Origin of the sequence: Shewanella sp. S1-49-MNA-CIBAN-0167, from assembly GCF_040310145.1 — a bacterium.
Taxonomy (GTDB): Bacteria; Pseudomonadota; Gammaproteobacteria; order Enterobacterales; family Shewanellaceae; genus Shewanella; species Shewanella psychromarinicola.
Genome location: NZ_JBEOPO010000003.1, coordinates 80,920 through 98,861 on the forward strand (window position 1 = coordinate 80,920; position 17,942 = coordinate 98,861).

11 protein-coding genes and 1 pseudogene are annotated in these 17,942 nt (G+C 44.1%); 4 read left to right on the forward strand and 8 right to left on the reverse strand.

All coding sequences use genetic code 11. The features are described from left to right. The first annotated feature begins 291 nt into the window (after positions 1-291). Positions 292-1,701, forward strand: coding sequence for an FAD-binding oxidoreductase (locus AAEZ00_RS02230; protein ID WP_351088240.1), 1,410 nt, complete (start codon positions 292-294; stop codon positions 1,699-1,701). A 420-nt stretch (positions 1,702-2,121) separates the two neighbouring features. On the opposite strand, the gene mdoH is transcribed toward AAEZ00_RS02230, so the two are convergent. Next, positions 2,122-4,383, reverse strand: coding sequence for a glucans biosynthesis glucosyltransferase MdoH (gene mdoH / locus AAEZ00_RS02235; RefSeq protein WP_351088242.1), 2,262 nt, complete (start codon positions 4,381-4,383; stop codon positions 2,122-2,124). A 5-nt stretch (positions 4,384-4,388) separates the two neighbouring features. Continuing rightward, positions 4,389-6,065, reverse strand: a complete 1,677-nt coding sequence (locus tag AAEZ00_RS02240; protein WP_124012809.1) for a glucan biosynthesis protein G — start codon at positions 6,063-6,065, stop codon at positions 4,389-4,391. A 421-nt stretch (positions 6,066-6,486) separates the two neighbouring features. On the opposite strand from AAEZ00_RS02240, the gene AAEZ00_RS02245 reads away from it, so the two are divergent. Beyond that, entirely contained in the window at positions 6,487-7,248 is a 762-nt protein-coding gene (locus AAEZ00_RS02245; protein WP_124012810.1) for a substrate-binding periplasmic protein, read from the forward strand. A gap of 354 nt (positions 7,249-7,602) precedes the next feature. On the opposite strand, the gene AAEZ00_RS02250 is transcribed toward AAEZ00_RS02245, so the two are convergent. Then, positions 7,603-9,006, reverse strand: a complete 1,404-nt coding sequence (locus AAEZ00_RS02250) for a methyl-accepting chemotaxis protein (RefSeq protein ID WP_351088245.1) — start codon at positions 9,004-9,006, stop codon at positions 7,603-7,605. 390 nt (positions 9,007-9,396) lie between these two features. Beyond that, on the reverse strand, positions 9,397-10,185 hold the full coding sequence (locus tag AAEZ00_RS02255) for an AraC family transcriptional regulator (protein WP_101033293.1): 789 nt from the start codon (positions 10,183-10,185) through the stop codon (positions 9,397-9,399). Between the two features lie 106 nt (positions 10,186-10,291). Here AAEZ00_RS02255 and AAEZ00_RS02260 point away from each other — a divergent pair, with 106 nt between their 5' ends. Next, entirely contained in the window at positions 10,292-11,500 is a 1,209-nt protein-coding gene (locus AAEZ00_RS02260; RefSeq protein ID WP_351088248.1) for an MFS transporter, read from the forward strand. Positions 11,501-11,556: 56 nt separating this feature from the next. Here AAEZ00_RS02260 and AAEZ00_RS02265 read toward each other — a convergent pair whose 3' ends face one another. Further along, positions 11,557-13,599 (reverse strand): SEL1-like repeat protein, encoded by a 2,043-nt coding sequence (locus AAEZ00_RS02265; protein WP_351088250.1) that lies wholly within the window; start codon positions 13,597-13,599, stop codon positions 11,557-11,559. 226 nt (positions 13,600-13,825) lie between these two features. After that, positions 13,826-14,614, reverse strand: coding sequence for a class I SAM-dependent methyltransferase (locus AAEZ00_RS02270; RefSeq protein WP_351075501.1), 789 nt, complete (start codon positions 14,612-14,614; stop codon positions 13,826-13,828). 129 nt (positions 14,615-14,743) lie between these two features. On the opposite strand from AAEZ00_RS02270, the gene AAEZ00_RS02275 reads away from it, so the two are divergent. Continuing rightward, positions 14,744-15,589, forward strand: coding sequence for a 23S rRNA (adenine(2030)-N(6))-methyltransferase RlmJ (locus tag AAEZ00_RS02275; protein WP_351088252.1), 846 nt, complete (start codon positions 14,744-14,746; stop codon positions 15,587-15,589). 128 nt (positions 15,590-15,717) lie between these two features. Here the strand turns inward: AAEZ00_RS02275 and AAEZ00_RS02280 are convergent, their stop codons facing one another. Next, complete coding sequence (locus tag AAEZ00_RS02280) at positions 15,718-17,088, reverse strand: M28 family peptidase (protein WP_502959314.1); 1,371 nt, start codon at positions 17,086-17,088, stop codon at positions 15,718-15,720. A gap of 82 nt (positions 17,089-17,170) precedes the next feature. Then, positions 17,171-17,800: pseudogene (locus AAEZ00_RS02285) on the reverse strand (lytic transglycosylase domain-containing protein); the annotation flags it as partial. Between the last annotated feature and the right edge of the window lie 142 nt (positions 17,801-17,942).

A 17,942-nucleotide genomic window follows, 5' to 3' on the forward strand; every position in this document is an offset into this window, starting at 1 on the left:
TAAAGCGCAATGGCTATTCACTATTCGCGGTATACCACCCAAGATAAACTATGCTTTTTACATGGCGGGCAGATAACCGTGCTCACTGCTGATTATCAAAGCCTTGCCCCGTAAAAATCAGTATTCAAGGTCAATTCAATAAAATTCAATGACCTACTGGATTGGGTGGTTTTGATCTCGGCATCATTATGCAATGACTGGGTAAACACTGATGTTTATAGCTTATTCAAAACCTCGAATATAGAACGATAATCTTGAAGTAGAGCAGTAATGGATAGGAGTAATAAGCATATGAATACAATACGTTTTAAAAAAATGGATGGCACGGCTGTAGCCTTAAAGAAAAGCGACATTAACAGCTCTCTATCGGGAGAGATCATCATGCCTGACTCAGAAAAATATGATGACGCCCGCGCCCTATGGAATGGCATGATAGATAAAAAACCGAGTTTATTTGTTCGCGTTAGCGATGAACAAGCGGTAGTCAAAGCTGTCAATTTCGCCCGTACCCATGGCATTTTGTTAGCGATAAAATCGGGCGGCCATAATATCGCCGGTAAGGCATTAGCGGACGGTGGACTGGTAATTGATTTTCAAGCGATGACAGATGTTATCGTTAACCAACAACAGCAAACCGTCAAGGTCGGTCCCGGCGCAACCTTAGCGGATGTAGACAAGGCGACGCAACAATATGGTCTGCTGGTGCCAACTGGGATCAATTCAACCACGGGGATTGCGGGGTTGACCCTGGGCGGTGGTTTTGGCTGGACAACCCGAAAATTTGGTTTAACCATCGATAGTCTGCGCTCGGCTAAGCTGGTCATCGCAACAGGCGAATTACTCGAGGTTAATGCCAACCAACATGCAGATCTCTTTTGGGCAATACGGGGTGGTAGCAGTAATTTTGGTGTGGTCACTGAATTTGAATTTAATTTGCATCTAGCTGGCCCAGAGGTATTAGCCGGCATGGTAGTGCACCCCTTTAATGATGTGAAAAACGTGCTGCAACAGTATCAAGCCGCCATCGATAAGGCTCCTGAAGAACTCAGTTGTTGGGTGGTGATGCGCAAAGCACCACCTTTACCGTTTTTACCGGAAGAGTGGCATGGTAAAGAAGTGGTAGTATTGGCTATGTGTTATGTGGGCGATATTGCCCAAGGTCAGGCTGCCACAGCAGAAATTAGAAAAATTGGCCAACCCATTGCCGACGTGGTGGGGCCGATGCCGTTTGTTGATTGGCAAGCCGCATTTGATCCCTTGTTAGCCGAAGGCGCCAGAAATTATTGGAAAAGTCTTGATATGGCGCAGCTCAACACTGAAACCGTGACCGAAATAGCACACGCCATCCAAACCTTACCCAGCGATGAGTGTGAAATTTTTATTGCTCACCTTGGCGGGGCGATGACAAAGGTGGCGCCGCACGCAACGCCCTGGCTCAATCGTAATGCACACTTCACCATGAATATTCACACCCGCTGGCAACATGCACAAGACGACGATCTTTGTCGACAATGGGCGCGGCAGTTACATGCAAAGTTAACTCAATATTCAATGGGCAGTATTTACGTGAATTTTATCCCAGAAGGCGATGACAACAGTATTGGCGAAGCCTATGGCTCGAACTTTGCTCGGCTCAAAAGCATAAAACAGCAATTCGACCCCGCCAATCTATTTAGGATTAATCAAAATATTGTCCCCTAAATATAGCCCCCTAAATATTATCCCCAAATATAGTCCCCTAAATTAGCAAGCAATAGCGTCAGCCGAACAAGATTTTCGGCTTACGCTAATTAAGCTTTCAAAGGGGGGCGTTGATGAATAAAAGCAAGGTCAACGGCATTAGCACGACAAAGTGTGTTAACTAACCTGTTGGTAAAATAGATTTTTTATCAGCTTAATCGACAAAGCGTCGCTGGGTCGTTCACATCTAGGCCGAGGCGGATTAAACAATCGTTTCTACGTGCCAGAACGCCTTGTCCAACCTTGTTTAACAAAAAGGTCAGTTTAAGGGGGTGCGACGACACGTTACCACCAATGTAGCGCCTAAATGGTGAATTGAATCCACCATCTTATTTTGTAGGTCATTGATTATCCGAGCAGGATAATCCGCCCAAAAATCAGCTAACAAAAAGACACTAAGCCCTCGATAACAAACTCCTCAGGGAGCTTTTGTAATTGTTTTAACAATAAAGGGTTACCCAGTAAATAGGCCAATTCTTGACGCGTAAAAAGGTTGGCAATGTTGTGTTGGCATTGTGCCTCTTGCACTTTAACGCGAGTAATCGCTTCGAGCGACTCAACCGCAGAACCTGGTAAGCGATGAGGTTTTTTATCAATAATGGCTAAATGAAGCTCCATTAACTCTGGGTCTTGCAGCAGTGTTGATAAGGTCCACGGCTGAGCAATGGCGTTAATATAATCTTCACGGCGAGATAACGAGTCTAGGCTGAGCTTTGGCGCACACATTTCTTCCGGTGTGGCCAAAATTTGCAGACGCTTGACCCACAACCCCAAACGCTCTGATCCTGTCATGCCAGAAAGCGGCACCGCCAGCCACAAACCAATTAATGCCGGACTCATCCAAGCCAGTAAGGTAAGTGAATCCAGCACCGCAGCGTAACCTAATAGCGCACCAACCAACATGTGCCAACGATGGCGGTAAATCAGGGTTAACCAGGGTAAGCTGCCGTCGTCACGTCGTTGTGGCGACCAACCGCTATCGCGTCCTGCTAAAATCGATAGTACTGCACCGCAATGGATTAGCATCATGATTGGCGCAATGAGTGCCGACAAAATCACCTCAACCACCACGCTAATCATGGCTTTGCCTCTGCCACCTAATTGCTTACTCATGGTGCTATTTTTCAGTAATAACACTATCCCCAGAATTTTAGGACCGAACAATATCCCCATGGTGATATAGAACAACCGCAGGGCACGGTCTGAGTCCATAACAGGCCAGGTCGGAAACAATGAGAATTGATCGGTGAAATATTCTGGGCGAATAAAATGCGCCTGTAACGCCAGCATTAACCCCGACAAGATCAGCATTAACCAAAATGGCGATGACAAATAGGCCATAATTCCGGTGAGTAAATGTAAGCGACTAACCCAATGCAACCCTTTAGTAAACAACACTCGAGTGTGCTGTAAATTACCTTGGCACCAACGTCGATCGCGCACGGCTAAATCGACAATCGAAGGCGGGCATTCTTCATAAGAGCCTGGCAGGTCTGCGGCAATTACCACACTCCAACCCGCACGGCGGATCAAGGCTGCTTCAACAAAGTCGTGGCTCATAATATGGCCACCAAAAGGCGGTTTACCTGCAAGGTTGGGCAAGCCTGCGGCGCTCATAAATGCCTCAGTACGAATGATGGCATTATGACCCCAAAAGTTGCCTTCTTTGTGCGCCCACCAGGATAGCCCCGTACCAATAACAGGACCATAAATTCGCGCAGCAAATTGCTGTAACCGCGCCATTAAGGTATTGCCATTGATTAAATACGGAATGGTTTGGATAAGTCCGGCGTCTGGATCGGCCTGCATGCGCTGAGCAAGGCTAACGATAGTATGGGTTTCCATTAAACTATCTGCGTCTAGCACTAAAAGGTGATCGTATCTGGCGCCCCAACGTTTACAAAAGTCGGCCACGTTACCGGCTTTACGGGCATCATTTTTACGACGACGTCGGTAATAAACCCGCGCATCTTTGCTCACTTGATGACGCAAAATCAAAAAAGCCTGCTCTTCAGCCAACGCAATATCGGGATCGGTAGTGTCACTTAATATAAACCAGTCAAAAGCATGTGCTTCGCCCGACGCCGCCAGCGCCATGGCCATCACTTCAACTGCGGCAAAAACACGATCGGGTGATTCGTTATAAGTCGGCATTAATATCGCGGTTCGGGTATGCAGCGCTACGGTTGCCGTAGGTACAGATGAGGTGCTTTTCAATAGAATAACAAAGCCTGCTATGCCACCACTAAATGCCAACGCTATCCAACAAAAGTTAACCGCAAACAAGACTAAAACGATGTATTCAAGCGGCGTAATACCGCCGACATTAAATACCGACACCATTTCATAAATCGCCATCACCGAGATAATAAAAGCACTACCAACCACCCAAAATCGGCGGGAAGCCTCGGACGTTACCCCATTGGCGATGGTGCTTTTACGCGGCATGCCTTCAGACAGCACGCGTAAACTCTGCGGCGCCATTGGGCTTGGTCGCTCTAGTGGCATCACTGCGCCGCCGACCAAGTTGATTTCGGTGTCGCTTATCCTAGTGTCGCTTATCCTAGTGTCGCTTATCCTAGTGTCGCTTATCCTAGTGTCGCGGGTAATAGTGTCGCGAGTAATAGATTCAGTCTGCATCATGTTTGCTATGACCGAGTCCAACGGTAAAGCCAGGTTTCGACTTCGCGTGGGCCAGTAAACTTAAGCTCAGCACGCAGCTCAATCAATTCCGCATCTTGTGGGTCCATTTCAAATGCCAAACGATAACCATTGTTTTTTGGCTGACGAGACACGACTACATTGGTGATAACGCCCGCTGAACTTTGGACTTTCACAACGGGCATTTCATCGTTATTGCCGGCTTTAACTTGATAGTCGACAACAAACAAGCGCCTTGGCGTGGCTTTAGCAATATCAGCTCGGCCGCTAGCAGTGCGCGCAACAATAACAGTGCCATCATCTACTTCGGGCTCATCACCCCAAATTAAACGATAGGTAAAATGAAACTCGCTGCCTGCGGCGATAGGTTGTTTGGGTTTCCAATAACTGACGATATTGTCATGAATTTCAGAATCAGTCGGTATTTCGGTCAACACCACCTCACCTGCACCCCAATTTCCGACCGGTTCAACCCATAAACTTGGGCGACGTTCATAGTGAGCTTCGAGGTCTTGATAAGCTTCAAAACTGCGTTCGCGTTGAATTAAGCCAAAACCTTGAGGCGAGTTATCCATAAAGGCACTCACCTGTAATTGCTTTGGGTTAGCCAATGGCCGCCATAAGCGTTCGCCACGACCGTTTAATATTAATAGCGCATCGGAGTCGTGCACTTCAGGCCGAAAATCATCGGTGTTTTGACGACCATTCATCGAGTGTAAAAACATACTCGTGCTAGGAGCCAAGCCCACTTTGACTAACTCTTTGCGCGGAAATAAGGTCGCTTCCACATCGATATGAGTATTATCGCCAGGCCTAACAGAGAATCGATACGCCCCAGCAACGCTAGGACTGTCTAGCAATGCATGCACCACGATTAAATTGCTGTCACTGTTTGGGCGTTCAACCCAAAAGGCGCGAAATATCGGAAATTCTTCGCCTTCAGGCTCTGCGGTATTTAACGCTAAGCCCCTTGAAGACAAGCCGTAATCGCTACCTTTACCCAAGGCACGGAAATAACTCGCCCCTTGGAATACCATTAATTCATCAAAATACGCTGGGTTATTCAGCGGGTAATGAATGCGTAAACCTGAATAGCCAATATCTTGTGTCGGTAACTTTTGGCTAAGCACATCGCCAGCAGTAAAAAATCCCGAATTATAGGCCAAATGGGTGGCTTGATTGCCTTCGACCAAGGCAATTTCAATTAAATCTTGGAAATAGAAACCACGATGAAATAGCTGCATTTGATAAGGCAAGCCTTCGGCTTTCCAAATGGAGGCTTCTGGCTTAAAGCGAATATCGCGATATTCATCATAAGAGATTTTGGCCAAACCAGGCGGTAATGGATCATTAAGAACCCCATACGGTTTTTGGGCTAGTCGGCGGGCTATTTTAACCACGGAATCAGGATCAAAATTGGCCGTTTTCGCAAAACGTACTTTAGTTGGCACTTCTTCGGTATTTTGCGCTTTAAGCGGTAATTTTTCATCTGCGTAAGTCTGCAGCGGTATGGTCACACTCGGTGGGACAGTGATAGGCGTGTTTGATTCTTGTGCCGTAAGGTTAAAACAAAGTCCTGCGGCAATGGCTAACGACAAGCTCGTCAGCCCTTTTTTTAGCGTTTTAGATGAAACAAATATGCGAAAATTCAGTAAGCTAACCATAGATAGGCAACCCAAAATAAACAGCGTTAACGTGCATTTTTTAACGCGGTAATTGCTGCAAAATATCTTTGGATACAACCCCACATTAGATTGCGCGAAAGATATCAGAATGGCAAAAAATTGCACAGGCATTTATAGATAAAGCCGACTAACGGTAATAACATTTTAATCTATTGATATAGCCAAATATCACACTTGCTTGCATGAAAAATTAACATAATAATTTTTATATGGTTAAAGCAATCCTAATGTCATCAATCCCAACTACAATTAAATCTATACGACAGATTAATTATTGTTTCTATTACTCATTTTTATGCTGTTCTAGTGTCTGAGTGACAGTGTCTCTCTAATGATTATTGATATTAATCATTAGAATTTATAGTTTTATAACAACAAGGTAATAGGTTAGGGAGCCAAAATGATTTCAGCGTTATCAGCTAGGTTCAACATCTTATGCTTAAGTGCATTATTGACTTTGATAATATCTTGTAACGCTATGACTGAAACACTGGAACTCTCCACTCTTGAATGGCCACCATTCACAGGATCACAATTAATTGATGCTGGAATTACCAGTCAAATAGTTGAACAAGCATTAAGCTATGAAGGGCATAAGCTTAACGTCACGGTTTTACCCTGGAATCGTGCCATACGAATGGTGAAGATAGGCAAGATTGTTGGTTATTTCCCTGAATATATGATGACTTCAAATGATTTTCTATTTTCTAATTCTTTAGGAATGAGTCCGATAGGCTTACTTGAACGTAAAGCAAAGCCTATCATTTGGAGTAAAGAGAGTGACTTAAACCAATATGTATTAGGGGTTGTTAATGGCTTTGTGAATACGGTAAAAATCGATAAAATGATACTTGATGGAAGTCAGAAATATGAAACAGCCAACAATGAGAGACAAAACATATTGAAATTGGCAGCTGGACGTATTGATACCATAGTGATTGACGTCAATGTCTACCAGTATTTGAAGTCAGATCCACAAGTAGCAAAAATTACCTCCCTTGTGCAAATGAACAAAAAAGTTCTAAAACAGAAGAGTTTACACATTGCATTTGGTAATAATCCGCAGGGGGAAAAGTGGCTAGCGATTATTAATAGAGGCCTATCAAAATTTGATGTCCAAGCCACTCTGGATGCTTCAATACAGAAGACAATTCAGCCGTAATGGGGATAGGGTATTAGGTAAAGGCTCCCTAATATGTTGTCAACGCAAGCTAGTTGATGTGGAACCACTGTGCTATATGGAGTGTCTATGCATGGCCATGTTGCTTCATCTCGGGCCACTGGGCCGAAAACCAAACTGGGCAAACCTATCGGCTAATGTTGAAATTCGCTTAAGCTAGGCGCTATTGAGGCAATTCTTGCCCTTATTATATTACCGCCAAAAAAATAAAGTTAATCGTTAATCGTGAGTTAGGTGACCGCAAAGCATCACCATGAGAAATAACACCATTAAGAGGGCGACGCCAATAACTGAAATCGCCCCAATAAATGCTTAAATTAATGCTTAAATAAATGCTTAAACAATCAAATCCTTCATTAAACCTTCCAACACATCCGCCTGACGGCTCAAACTCTCGATTTCTGTAGCCGTGGTATTCACTAAGTCCATCACTTGAATAGAGCTACTTCTGACTGAATCGACATCACTGGCAATATTATCGGCCACAGCACCTTGCTCTTCAGCCGCGGCGGCAATTTCCAAACTTCTATCGGAGATATGCTGATTTTGCTCCGCGATCTCACTAATACTTTGGCTGGCATGAGTCATCAACTGTTCGCTTGATCCAGCCTCTGTTACGGTTTGCGCCATAACGTTCATCACACCTTGGCTATTGGTCTGCAGGGTTTCAATGATTTTTTGGATCTCTACTGTCGCCGTTTGAGTTCTACCCGCTAAGGTTTTCACTTCATCGGCAACCACTGAAAATCCGCGGCCATGTTCGCCTGCTCGAGCAGCTTCAATTGCAGCATTAAGGGCCAGCAAGTTAGTTTGGTCGGAGATGGCATTAATCGTTGCAATCACATCACCAATTTTAGTCGCACTGCTATCAAGTTCAGCAACGGCAACAGAGGCACCACGAACTTCGCCAGCCAAATGATTAATCTCTACTAATGTTTTTTGGATCTGAGCTTGTCCTTGCGTAGTTTTTTCTGTTGCACGCGATATTTGCGTCGACGATTCTTGGGCGTGACTGGCAACCTCTCTGATCGAGACCGCCATTTCTTCAGTGGCACTGGCTAGCGAATCAATGCGGTCTTGCTGCACGCTGGCCAACTGGGTATTTTCATCACTACGAACACGTAACTGGGCACTAATTTGTTGAATAAGCGCAACCGCTTCTTGAGTGGTTTTCACCAACAGATGCTCTCGCTCTGAAACCCGATCAACGGTTCTGGCGATCAAATTGAATTCATTTCGTGATGGCGCATAACCAATACGAGCAGCAAGATCGCCCTCGGCTAACTTTCTCAATGCTTCATAAATATGAAATAGGCCGCCGCCAATAAACGTCTTAATATAGTGGGAGCAAACAAGCATCAACAATAAACTAAGGCATATAGTAATGATGTGCCACAGGCCTAATCCAGTCAAAAAGCTGTTGCTACCAACATAACTGAGTGAATAATCCTGACCTGACACCTGAGCTGAAATATCAGTATTACGGTCAATTTTGATCGCGGAATGTTGCAGTACTGGCGCCAATTCGGCTGCGGATAATTGAGTAGCAGATGCCAATTTGGCAATCACATCGACTTGTTTTTGCGCCTCCACAGTACGCTGCGAAGATGCGGCGTCAGTCAAACTCACGCCAATAACCACAATAGCAAACAATGCAGTGAAGAAAAGAACAAGAAAATTTTCCTGTAGTTTTACGTTGATCAGATACTTATCTACCCAACGGAATGCAACCTCTTTCACGATGATATCTCCAACAAAAAAATGAAACAGTGACTACCGAGTGTGGCTTACAAGGTTCCTTCAGCCAGTATTATTGATATACAAAACACCCAACTCGATGAGTGTTATAAACAATATATGACTATCGCTATCAGATAATTCTAAATGACTAAAGTGATGCCTAGATCACAAAGAATGTTACTCATGACACTTATGGCAACTGAATAATCACAAACTGATAACCTTAGCCAAAGGGGCGTTGTGGTATAAAGAATCGTAAGTATGTCCCGAAATATTGCCTCAGCAAGCTACGCCCGCAATAAACGAGCCCAACAAAAAATGACTTAGCGGATCCCGTCCTTGCAAGATTAGAGATAACGTTATCATTATCCCGAGCTTAGGTGAGTATCATTAGTAAGCATTTAACCCGTTCATATATTTCATCGGTGATGTTTTCATGACTTTTTTAAACATGGTAATAAACGCACTTACCGACTCATAGCCTAATAATTCAGAAACCTGTTGCACACTTTGCCTATCTGACAGCGCTTGCAGCGAAGTAATAATATGCAGCTGAGTGCGCCATTTCCCAAATGTCATCCCGGTTTCTTTTGTAATCAGTCGCGCCAATGTGCGCTCTGTTAATGCAAATTGTTCGGCCCATTGCGGCAGAGTTTTTCTCTCGCCAGGCTGACTTATCAATTGTTGGCTCATCGCCTGAATGACCCTATTTTTAGAGAGTACAAAATCTAAATGCTGGATCGGCATCTCAGTAAGTTGCTCAAATAATACCTGCGCAAGCCGGGCGGTTTTGCTGTGTGAACCGTAATGCTGATTGCTCCCAGCAAGCGCAAACATCAGCTCTTTAACTAAGGGCGTAATCGCCAAGGTGCAGGTATTTTGTGGCATACCGGGCATATTGCCATCAATAAATAAGTGGCATAACTCAGCGTTATCTGACGCGCGGTTACTATGAACTTTATTTGCCGGGATCCAAATAGCACTATGGGTTGGCACCATCCACATTTTTGCAGATACCTCACAGGTGACATAACCATGCAAAGCTAAAATTAGCTGCCCTTTGGGATGAGTGTGTAAAGGAATTTCATGGCTAGCACAAGCCTGCTCTATTTTGGCTATAATGGGTTGGTCCATATATTCAAAATTTTTGATTTCATCCCAGCCAATGGTTTCAAACATAGTTTTGTCAGTTTTTAGTTATTTAATGTCACTATTTCTAAATTATATCGCCCGCAAAATCTTTATACTAGCGGCCATTATTTTGCTATAAAAACAAAAGCACCTTATGACGGCACTTACGTTAACTCAAAAACCGCAATCTCGCTTCTCAGGCATATTGCTGGTGATAGGTATTTTGCTTATTGCGGCTAATTTACGCGCGCCTTTTACCGGTATTGCGCCAGTGCTGGAGCAAATTATTAGTCACTTTGGCCTAACCGATCCTCAAGCAGGTTACTTAACCACACTGCCGTTAATTGCCTTTGCAATTGTTTCACCCATGGCGGCTTTTTTTGCGAGAAAACAAGGCTTAGAGCATGCCTTGTTTGCCGCGTTAATCCTGATATTGTTAGGCATTGCGACTCGTTTTATCAATTCATCAACCATGCTATTTATCGGTACCGCCATTATTGGCGTAGGCATTGCGATTGCTAACGTATTATTACCAAGCCTCATTAAACGTGATTTTGCCACTAAAGTGGCACTCATGACCTCGGCCTACGTGCTGACGATGGGGGTAACATCAGGTGGTTTTTCTGCGTTGGTATTCCCGCTTAGTCAACTAAACGGTTTGGGCTGGCAACTGGCACTTGGCTCGGCAGGCATCATCACGGTTGCCAGCTTAATTGTGTGGACAGCACAACTGGGCAAACACACAAGACCGACCTATTGCGCACACCAATCGGCACCATCAAAAAGTGTATGGCGTTATTTATTAGCCTGGCAAATTAGTTTGTTATTAGGCCTAAACTCATTTCTGAATTACATCATCATTACTTGGTTGCCAAGCATATTGACCGATACCGGCCACTCGGCCGTTGAAGCGGGGGCGTATCATGGCGCTTTTCAAATAGCGACAGCATTACCTGGCTTAGTATTAATACCACTGCTGGCGAAGTTAAAAGATCAAAGCGCGCTGAGCTTTATTCTGGCACTACTGAGCGCCGGCAGCGCACTTGGGCTGCAGTATATGCCTCACTTTGCCTTTGTATGGACGCTAATGCTGGGCTTTTGCTCTGGGGCGTGTTTTATTTTGGGGCTGTCGTTTATTAGTTTACGCACCGATGACCCGCATCAAGCTGCGTCACTTTCTGGTATGTCGCAAAGTGTCGGTTATTTACTGGCGGCAGTTGGTCCCATGGTGGCAGGCGCGCTGCACACTGCAACAGGCAATTGGGATGCGCCATTATGGTTATGTGCTATTGCAGCTGTGTTGTGTGCGTTATGCGGTTTCGCTGGCGGCAGAAATACCACCTTACATAAGTCGGCTAGCTAAAAAACCACAAATCGGCTACTTCGAAATCGTGATAGCCGATTTGCTATTGGAAAACATTAAAGACTTCGGTTGAGATATTTAAGCGCTTTTTCATTACCTAATTCAGCACTTTGCTTTATCCATTTATCACCTTCAACTTGATCTTGGTTGCCAATCAATCGCTTTCCCAAAGCATATTGAGCATCGTTCTGTCCAAGCTCAGCGGCTTTAGTTAACCAACTCAAACCGAGCTTTTCGTTAACCGCTACCCCTTCGCCATTCAAATAAATTTCACTAAGATTCACCATGGCAATTATTCCACCCCAGTCTATAGAGGCTTCATAGAGTGAAATTGCTTTGTGTATATCTTGTGGCACACCCGTTCCTAAGCGATACATTTCGCCCAGGTTATTAGCAGCAGTGAGCTGCTTATTGGCGATTGCCCTTTCAAAGTGCAACTTAGCTTTTTGATAATCTTGTTCAACTACATCGCCGAAAAAGTATAGATTACCAATAAGCGCATCTGCATCGGCCTTTTCTATTCGTGCATATTCACGGTAAAGCTCAAACCCCTTATCGAGGTCTTTGGCTACACCCTCACCTTTTAGATATAACTTGGCTAGCCTAATACATGAATAAGAACTTGAAAGACTTTGTTGATACCAGTTAATGGCCTTTTGAATATTATGATGTTCTGGACTTGCAGTTTCATATATCCAACCAAGATTCGAACCAGTCTGTTGACGCCCTAGCTCATATGCTTTTTCAAAGTAAGTAATGGCTTTGTCAAAATCATGAGTAACCTCGGAACTTTGCGAATAAATAACCCCACTATAATAAGCTGAGTTAGCACTATGGTTAACTGAATCCAATAGATATGATAGCGCTAACTTATCATTCTTCTCAGTCCCTTTGCCTAAATGATAACTAATACCCAGATGCTTATAAGCAGCTTTAAAGCCTAAATCTGCAGCTTGCTTAAGGTAAGAAAATGATTGTTTATCATCTTGTTGCACACCATTGCCGAAACGATACATTACACCTAAGTTTGTGAGTGCATTTGGATTACCTAATGAAGCTGCTTTATAAAAAAACGGTACCGCAGTTGATAAATCTTTCTCTACTTTTTCACCGTTTAAATAGAGTACTGCAATATTATTTAACGCGAGCGCATTACCTTGATCGGCAGCCATCTTATAGAGTTGTAAAGCTGTTTGAATGTTTTGGGAAACATACTCACCATTTTCATAAAACATACCCAAATTGACTTGCGAGTCTGCGTCACCAAGCTCTGCGGCTTTATGATAAAGCTCTACAGCAGCTAATTTATCCTCACCAACATTCCAGCCAAAATCATATATTTTAGCAAGATAACCAACAGCAAAAGGATAATTATGCTCTACAGCAATGGCTAAATATTCATGCCCAAGTTGGATGTTTTTGTCAGCTCCAGCCCCATTAATATACATGAGAGCAAGGTTATACTGCGCAATTGCTGAATCACTATCAGCCGCCAATTTGTACCATCGAAAAGCTTGCTGTTGATCATTTTGTTCAAAGTCATAAAGATAAGCTAGCCCCAAATAACAAGGTACTTGTTCTGACTCCGCCCCCATAAGGAAGTTAGCCTCGGCTTTGTGTAAATCTTGATAACTTGGTTCATCTAGATACAGGTACCCTAACTCGCAATTTGCCATGGCAAACTTTTGATTAAGTGCTTTTTGATAATAGAAAATCGCTTTATCAAGTTCTTTTTCTACAAATTCACCTTCACGATAAAAAGAAGCCAAATTAACAAAGGATTGAGGGTCATTTTGTTTCGCGGCTTTATTATACCAATGGAATGCAAGAGCATTATCTTCTTTAACCCCTAAAGCACCTAGGTCATAAATCAACCCCAATTCACCCTGAGCTCTAGCATTACCGTCATTTGCTGCTTGCTGATAGAGTGTTAATGCTTTCTCTGGCTGATTGTTCTTATAATACGACTCTGCTAAACGTAATTTATCATCACTGCTATGAAGATTCGTATCCGTTTTGGTTTTGTCATTATTGCTAGATGTCGATGAACAAGCAGCTAAAAGTCCAGCGATCAGAGTGATAAGAAGAAGGTGATACATGTTATTCCTTTAACGATAATTTAGCATTTCAACATCATGACTAGTGAGCCCACAATAATAAATATCACTTAGGTTACTGTTTAGTTTTTATTATAAAAACATTTAATATCATGAAGTTATTAAACTTCCATTTATTCCGCACAACAAAGTTCTACATAAGCGTCATGCTCTATATATGGGTTCAGCGACACAAGTGGCACACTAACTTCTGCCTTCAAAATAGAAGCTATTTCATCGCAGCGCGAACATACACGTCAAAACGATTTTTCTTACTTGCGATGATCATGCTGGGTTTTACCCCATCAAGATCGCCGGCGTAATCTGGACGCTTTACTACGACTCTTTTTGTGGCTAAGGCGATTGCGGGGGCTAATAGTCCATCAGCATCGAGGTCTGCGCCGACTAAGGTTTGGAACACGCGCATCTCTTTTTTAACCAGAGCTGATTTTTCGCGGTGTGGGTACATGGGGTCGAGGTAAACCACATCAATTTCGCTGACGTTAGTGCTAGTGCTAGTTTTCACTACATCGGCTAATGCATTAATACTTGAACCGTGAAATAAGCTCATCCGCTCGCGCATCCACTGACCGATTTCGGCATCTTCATAGGCTCGGCGTAAACCGTCTTCTAACAAGGCTGCGACCACGGGATTACGTTCAACCATAATGACCTTACAACCTAGGCTGGCCAGTACAAATGCATCACGACCTAAGCCAGCAGTGCCATCGACAACGGTCGGCGTGACGCCTTGCTTTAGTCCGACCGCTTTGGCAATTGATTGGCCTCGACCGCCACCAAACTTGCGGCGATGCGCCACTGCACCAGAGACAAAATCGACACTAATGCCATCAAGCTTAGGCTCATCACGCTTATGCAAACTTAAGCAGTTTTGCTCAAAACGCAATTCAAAAGCAGCGTCGTTGTCCCACACCAAGTGCCAGCGCTGGGCGATATCGACTAATGAAGGATACTGCTGATTAAAGAAGATAGGTGTCTGCAACAAGATGATTACCATGCCAATGTAAGAAACTACGCCATTATGCCAAAAGCCATCACCAGTGAACACCTATACCTCGCGCGCTAGACCACTTATAATGTCACTATTACACAGTTTTACTGTCTCATTTAGTTAATGGAAACGCCCATGCTCAGTTATCGTCACGGTTATCATGCAGGCAATTATGCCGATGTACTTAAGCACGCAATGCTTATTCAAGTATTAAAAGCGATGCAGAAAAAAGATAAACCTTATGTGTATATCGATACTCATGCAGGCGCAGGCGCGTACTCGCTAACCGATGAGTTTGCCCAAAAGACCGGTGAATACTTAGAGGGTGTTGCCAAATTATGGGACCACGCTAATTTACCCAGCGCATTAGCCGATTATGTTGAATCGGTACGACACTTTAACGCTGAATTTGATGGCGAGTTAACGGTTTACCCTGGCTCACCGGCCATTGTCGATGTTGAACTTCGCCCGCAAGACCGTATGGTGTTACACGAACTGCACATTACTGATCATGAATTACTTGAAAATTATTTTATGAAAGACAAGCAAGTCAAGGTCATTAAAGGCGATGGTTTGCAGGGATTAATTGCCGCGGTACCGCCATTAGAGCGCCGCGGAGTAATATTAATTGACCCTAGCTATGAAATGAAAACTGACTATCAAGATGTTGCAGAAACCCTCATTAAAGCCCATAAGCGTTTTGCGACTGGGACATTTATTTTATGGTATCCGGTAGTGAAACGTGAGCAAACTGAGGCGATGTTAACCCTGCTCAAAAATAGCGGCATTAAGAAACAACTGCGTATTGAGCAAGCGATTAATGCCGACAGTGATGAGTTTGGCATGACGGCTGCAGGTTTATGGGTGATTAATCCCCCTTGGCAAATGGATGTATTGGCTAAAGAAGCACTGGATTATTTAGCGCCTTTATTAGGCCATGCCGACGGAAAAACGACGGTAAAGTGGGAAGTGGGCGAATAATTTATGATACCCATTCTATTCATTATTCTGTACGGTTTTATTAATGAGTATTGATATATAAAAATGCCCAAACAGCAGCAACTGTTTGGGCATTTTTGATGATTATTTTTAATATACATTACGGGTTTTTATTTAAAAAATGCCCCCGCAGCGCCTGGAAATACCACGGGGCTGACATTACCATTGGCAGCGACACTCGCGACGCCAAATAGATAGTTGTCGATAACCATATTATCTAAGGTGAACTGATCCACTTTGCCGACATAGCGACTGTGAGTCCATTGTGGCACTGTCGTTAATCGCCAATAAATGCGATAGCCGACAATGGTTTTATCGTCACTCTTTGCCCAGCTTAACGTAGTGCTCGGTGACACTTGCCCTGCAATGGTAACCTTGGTTGGCGGCGCGGGCGCCCACGCCATTGAGGCTAAACTAAGGGCATTTAATGTGGTGAGCTTAGCAGTAAAATCAAAATCGACACCTTCAATCACATCACCATACGCAATGCCGTTTTCAACACGAATATCTTGATGTTGACGATTATAGTTCTCGTTGGTTTCCATGATACGAACGGCAGGTAAACCGGCCTGATTAAACGGTAAATGATGACCACCACGGCCAAAGCGGTCGAGGCGATACACTAGCATCACCTCCAAATTAGTCATGTATTGGTCAGCTAGCGACTTAATTTTACGGGCTAGATTACGTGACGCGGAATCATTCTCGCCGCCGCTAAAATAACGCTGTTTGGCTTCTTCTGCGGTTTCGGTAAAACGTACCCCTTCAGAAAACACCCGTACACTACTATTATTAATCACCCCATTAATGCCAGAGATATTGCCAATCATGTCATTGTTTAATACTGCTTGAACCTGCCATTTTTGCGCTTTGGCATAGTCCGCTAAAATATTACCGCCATACAAGCCTTGCTCTTCGCCCGACAACGCCGCATACACAATCGTGCCGTTAAATTGATATTTTGACAATACTCTGGCAGCTTCTAGCGCTCCAGCAACACCCGATGCATTATCGTTTGCACCAGGAGAAACCGACGTCGCATCCAATACATCACTGACACGCGAATCAATGTCACCGCTCATCATCACTACGCGCTTAGGGTCGGTTTTACCGCGTTGAATGGCGATAACGTTAACCACTTCAGTTGGGTTCGCGATTCGCTTGCCTTGAACTGTGTCACCCACAGTAATAACCTCTAAACAACCGCCGCACTCTGTTGATATCCGCTTAAATTCTGCTTCAATCCAACGCCTTGCCGCGCCAATACCTTGTTTGTCCGATGCAGTATCTGACAAGGTATGGCGGGTACCAAAACTGACTAAAGTGCGAAGATCTTGTTCAATTCGTTTGGCTTGTGGTGCGCTAGCAATGTCGTATAAACGCATATCTTCTTGTGATGGGGCGACTAGCGATGATTTGTCTGCAGCAAATGCGGGTAACGCCGCAGCCCCTAATACCAATAGCCCAGTAATACTGGCCATACAATAACCGTTAGTACGACTCATTTTAACGCGCTTAGGTTGAACGTTTTCAATTAGTTGATTCATCAATAAATACCTTAAATTAACTGGATAATGCTTTTTGGTAACGTTTTAATAAGATTTTTACCCGCATCACATAAGCTTGTGTTTCAGGATAGGGCGGTATACCGCTGTATTGCATCACAGTAGTCGGACCGGCATTGTATGCCGCACAAGCTAAGTCGATGTCGCCGTCAAACTGACTTAATAACTGGGCAAGATAACGGCTACCACCGCGAATATTTTGTTGCGCATTAAAAGGATCATCCACCCCCATGTCCTTGGCAGTCCCTGGCATTAATTGCATCAGGCCTTTGGCGCCAGCTTTTGATAGCGCTCGCATTTTAAATGCCGACTCTGCATGGATAACGGCGCGGATTAATGCCGGGTCTAACTGATATTGGCGCGCAGCCAACGCAACGTCGGTAGTAAAAGGTGAGGTAAATAGTGGGATCTTATACCAGTCGATAACCGAATCGACTCGACACGCAAAGCATTCATACAGTAAAACTTGGAAGTCTTGATGTGATGGTTGCTGATCACTAAATACCATCACGCCGTTGGTTTGCTTGTATTGATATACTTTACGTTTTTCAACGCCAAAATCACTGACAATACCATTTTCGGAGTAAAGGGCCTTCACCCTAGGCTTACTTGGAACCCCGCTCGGTTGCGTTAACGGATAATCATTGGTCAGGGTGCGTTGTTGCGGTGTTTCGCCGACAAAGCCGGCGTCCAATAACCATTGATCATTCGCAGGCTGATCATTCACCGATGTAGTTTTACCTTGATTCATCACATTATTCACTTCGAGA

What these genes read in the sequence shown, in the direction of transcription:
- AAEZ00_RS02230 (WP_351088240.1), top strand. Translation starts at nt 292, where the DNA reads ATGAATACAATACGTTTTAAAAAAATGGATGGCACGGCTGTAGCCTTA.
- mdoH (WP_351088242.1), bottom strand. Translation starts at nt 4,383, where the DNA reads ATGATGCAGACTGAATCTATTACTCGCGACACTATTACCCGCGACACT.
- AAEZ00_RS02240 (WP_124012809.1), bottom strand. Translation starts at nt 6,065, where the DNA reads ATGGTTAGCTTACTGAATTTTCGCATATTTGTTTCATCTAAAACGCTA.
- AAEZ00_RS02245 (WP_124012810.1), top strand. Translation starts at nt 6,487, where the DNA reads ATGATTTCAGCGTTATCAGCTAGGTTCAACATCTTATGCTTAAGTGCA.
- AAEZ00_RS02255 (WP_101033293.1), bottom strand. Translation starts at nt 10,185, where the DNA reads ATGTTTGAAACCATTGGCTGGGATGAAATCAAAAATTTTGAATATATG.
- AAEZ00_RS02260 (WP_351088248.1), top strand. Translation starts at nt 10,292, where the DNA reads ATGACGGCACTTACGTTAACTCAAAAACCGCAATCTCGCTTCTCAGGC.
- AAEZ00_RS02265 (WP_351088250.1), bottom strand. Translation starts at nt 13,599, where the DNA reads ATGTATCACCTTCTTCTTATCACTCTGATCGCTGGACTTTTAGCTGCT.
- AAEZ00_RS02270 (WP_351075501.1), bottom strand. Translation starts at nt 14,614, where the DNA reads ATGGTAATCATCTTGTTGCAGACACCTATCTTCTTTAATCAGCAGTAT.
- AAEZ00_RS02275 (WP_351088252.1), top strand. Translation starts at nt 14,744, where the DNA reads ATGCTCAGTTATCGTCACGGTTATCATGCAGGCAATTATGCCGATGTA.
- AAEZ00_RS02280 (WP_502959314.1), bottom strand. Translation starts at nt 17,088, where the DNA reads ATGGCCAGTATTACTGGGCTATTGGTATTAGGGGCTGCGGCGTTACCC.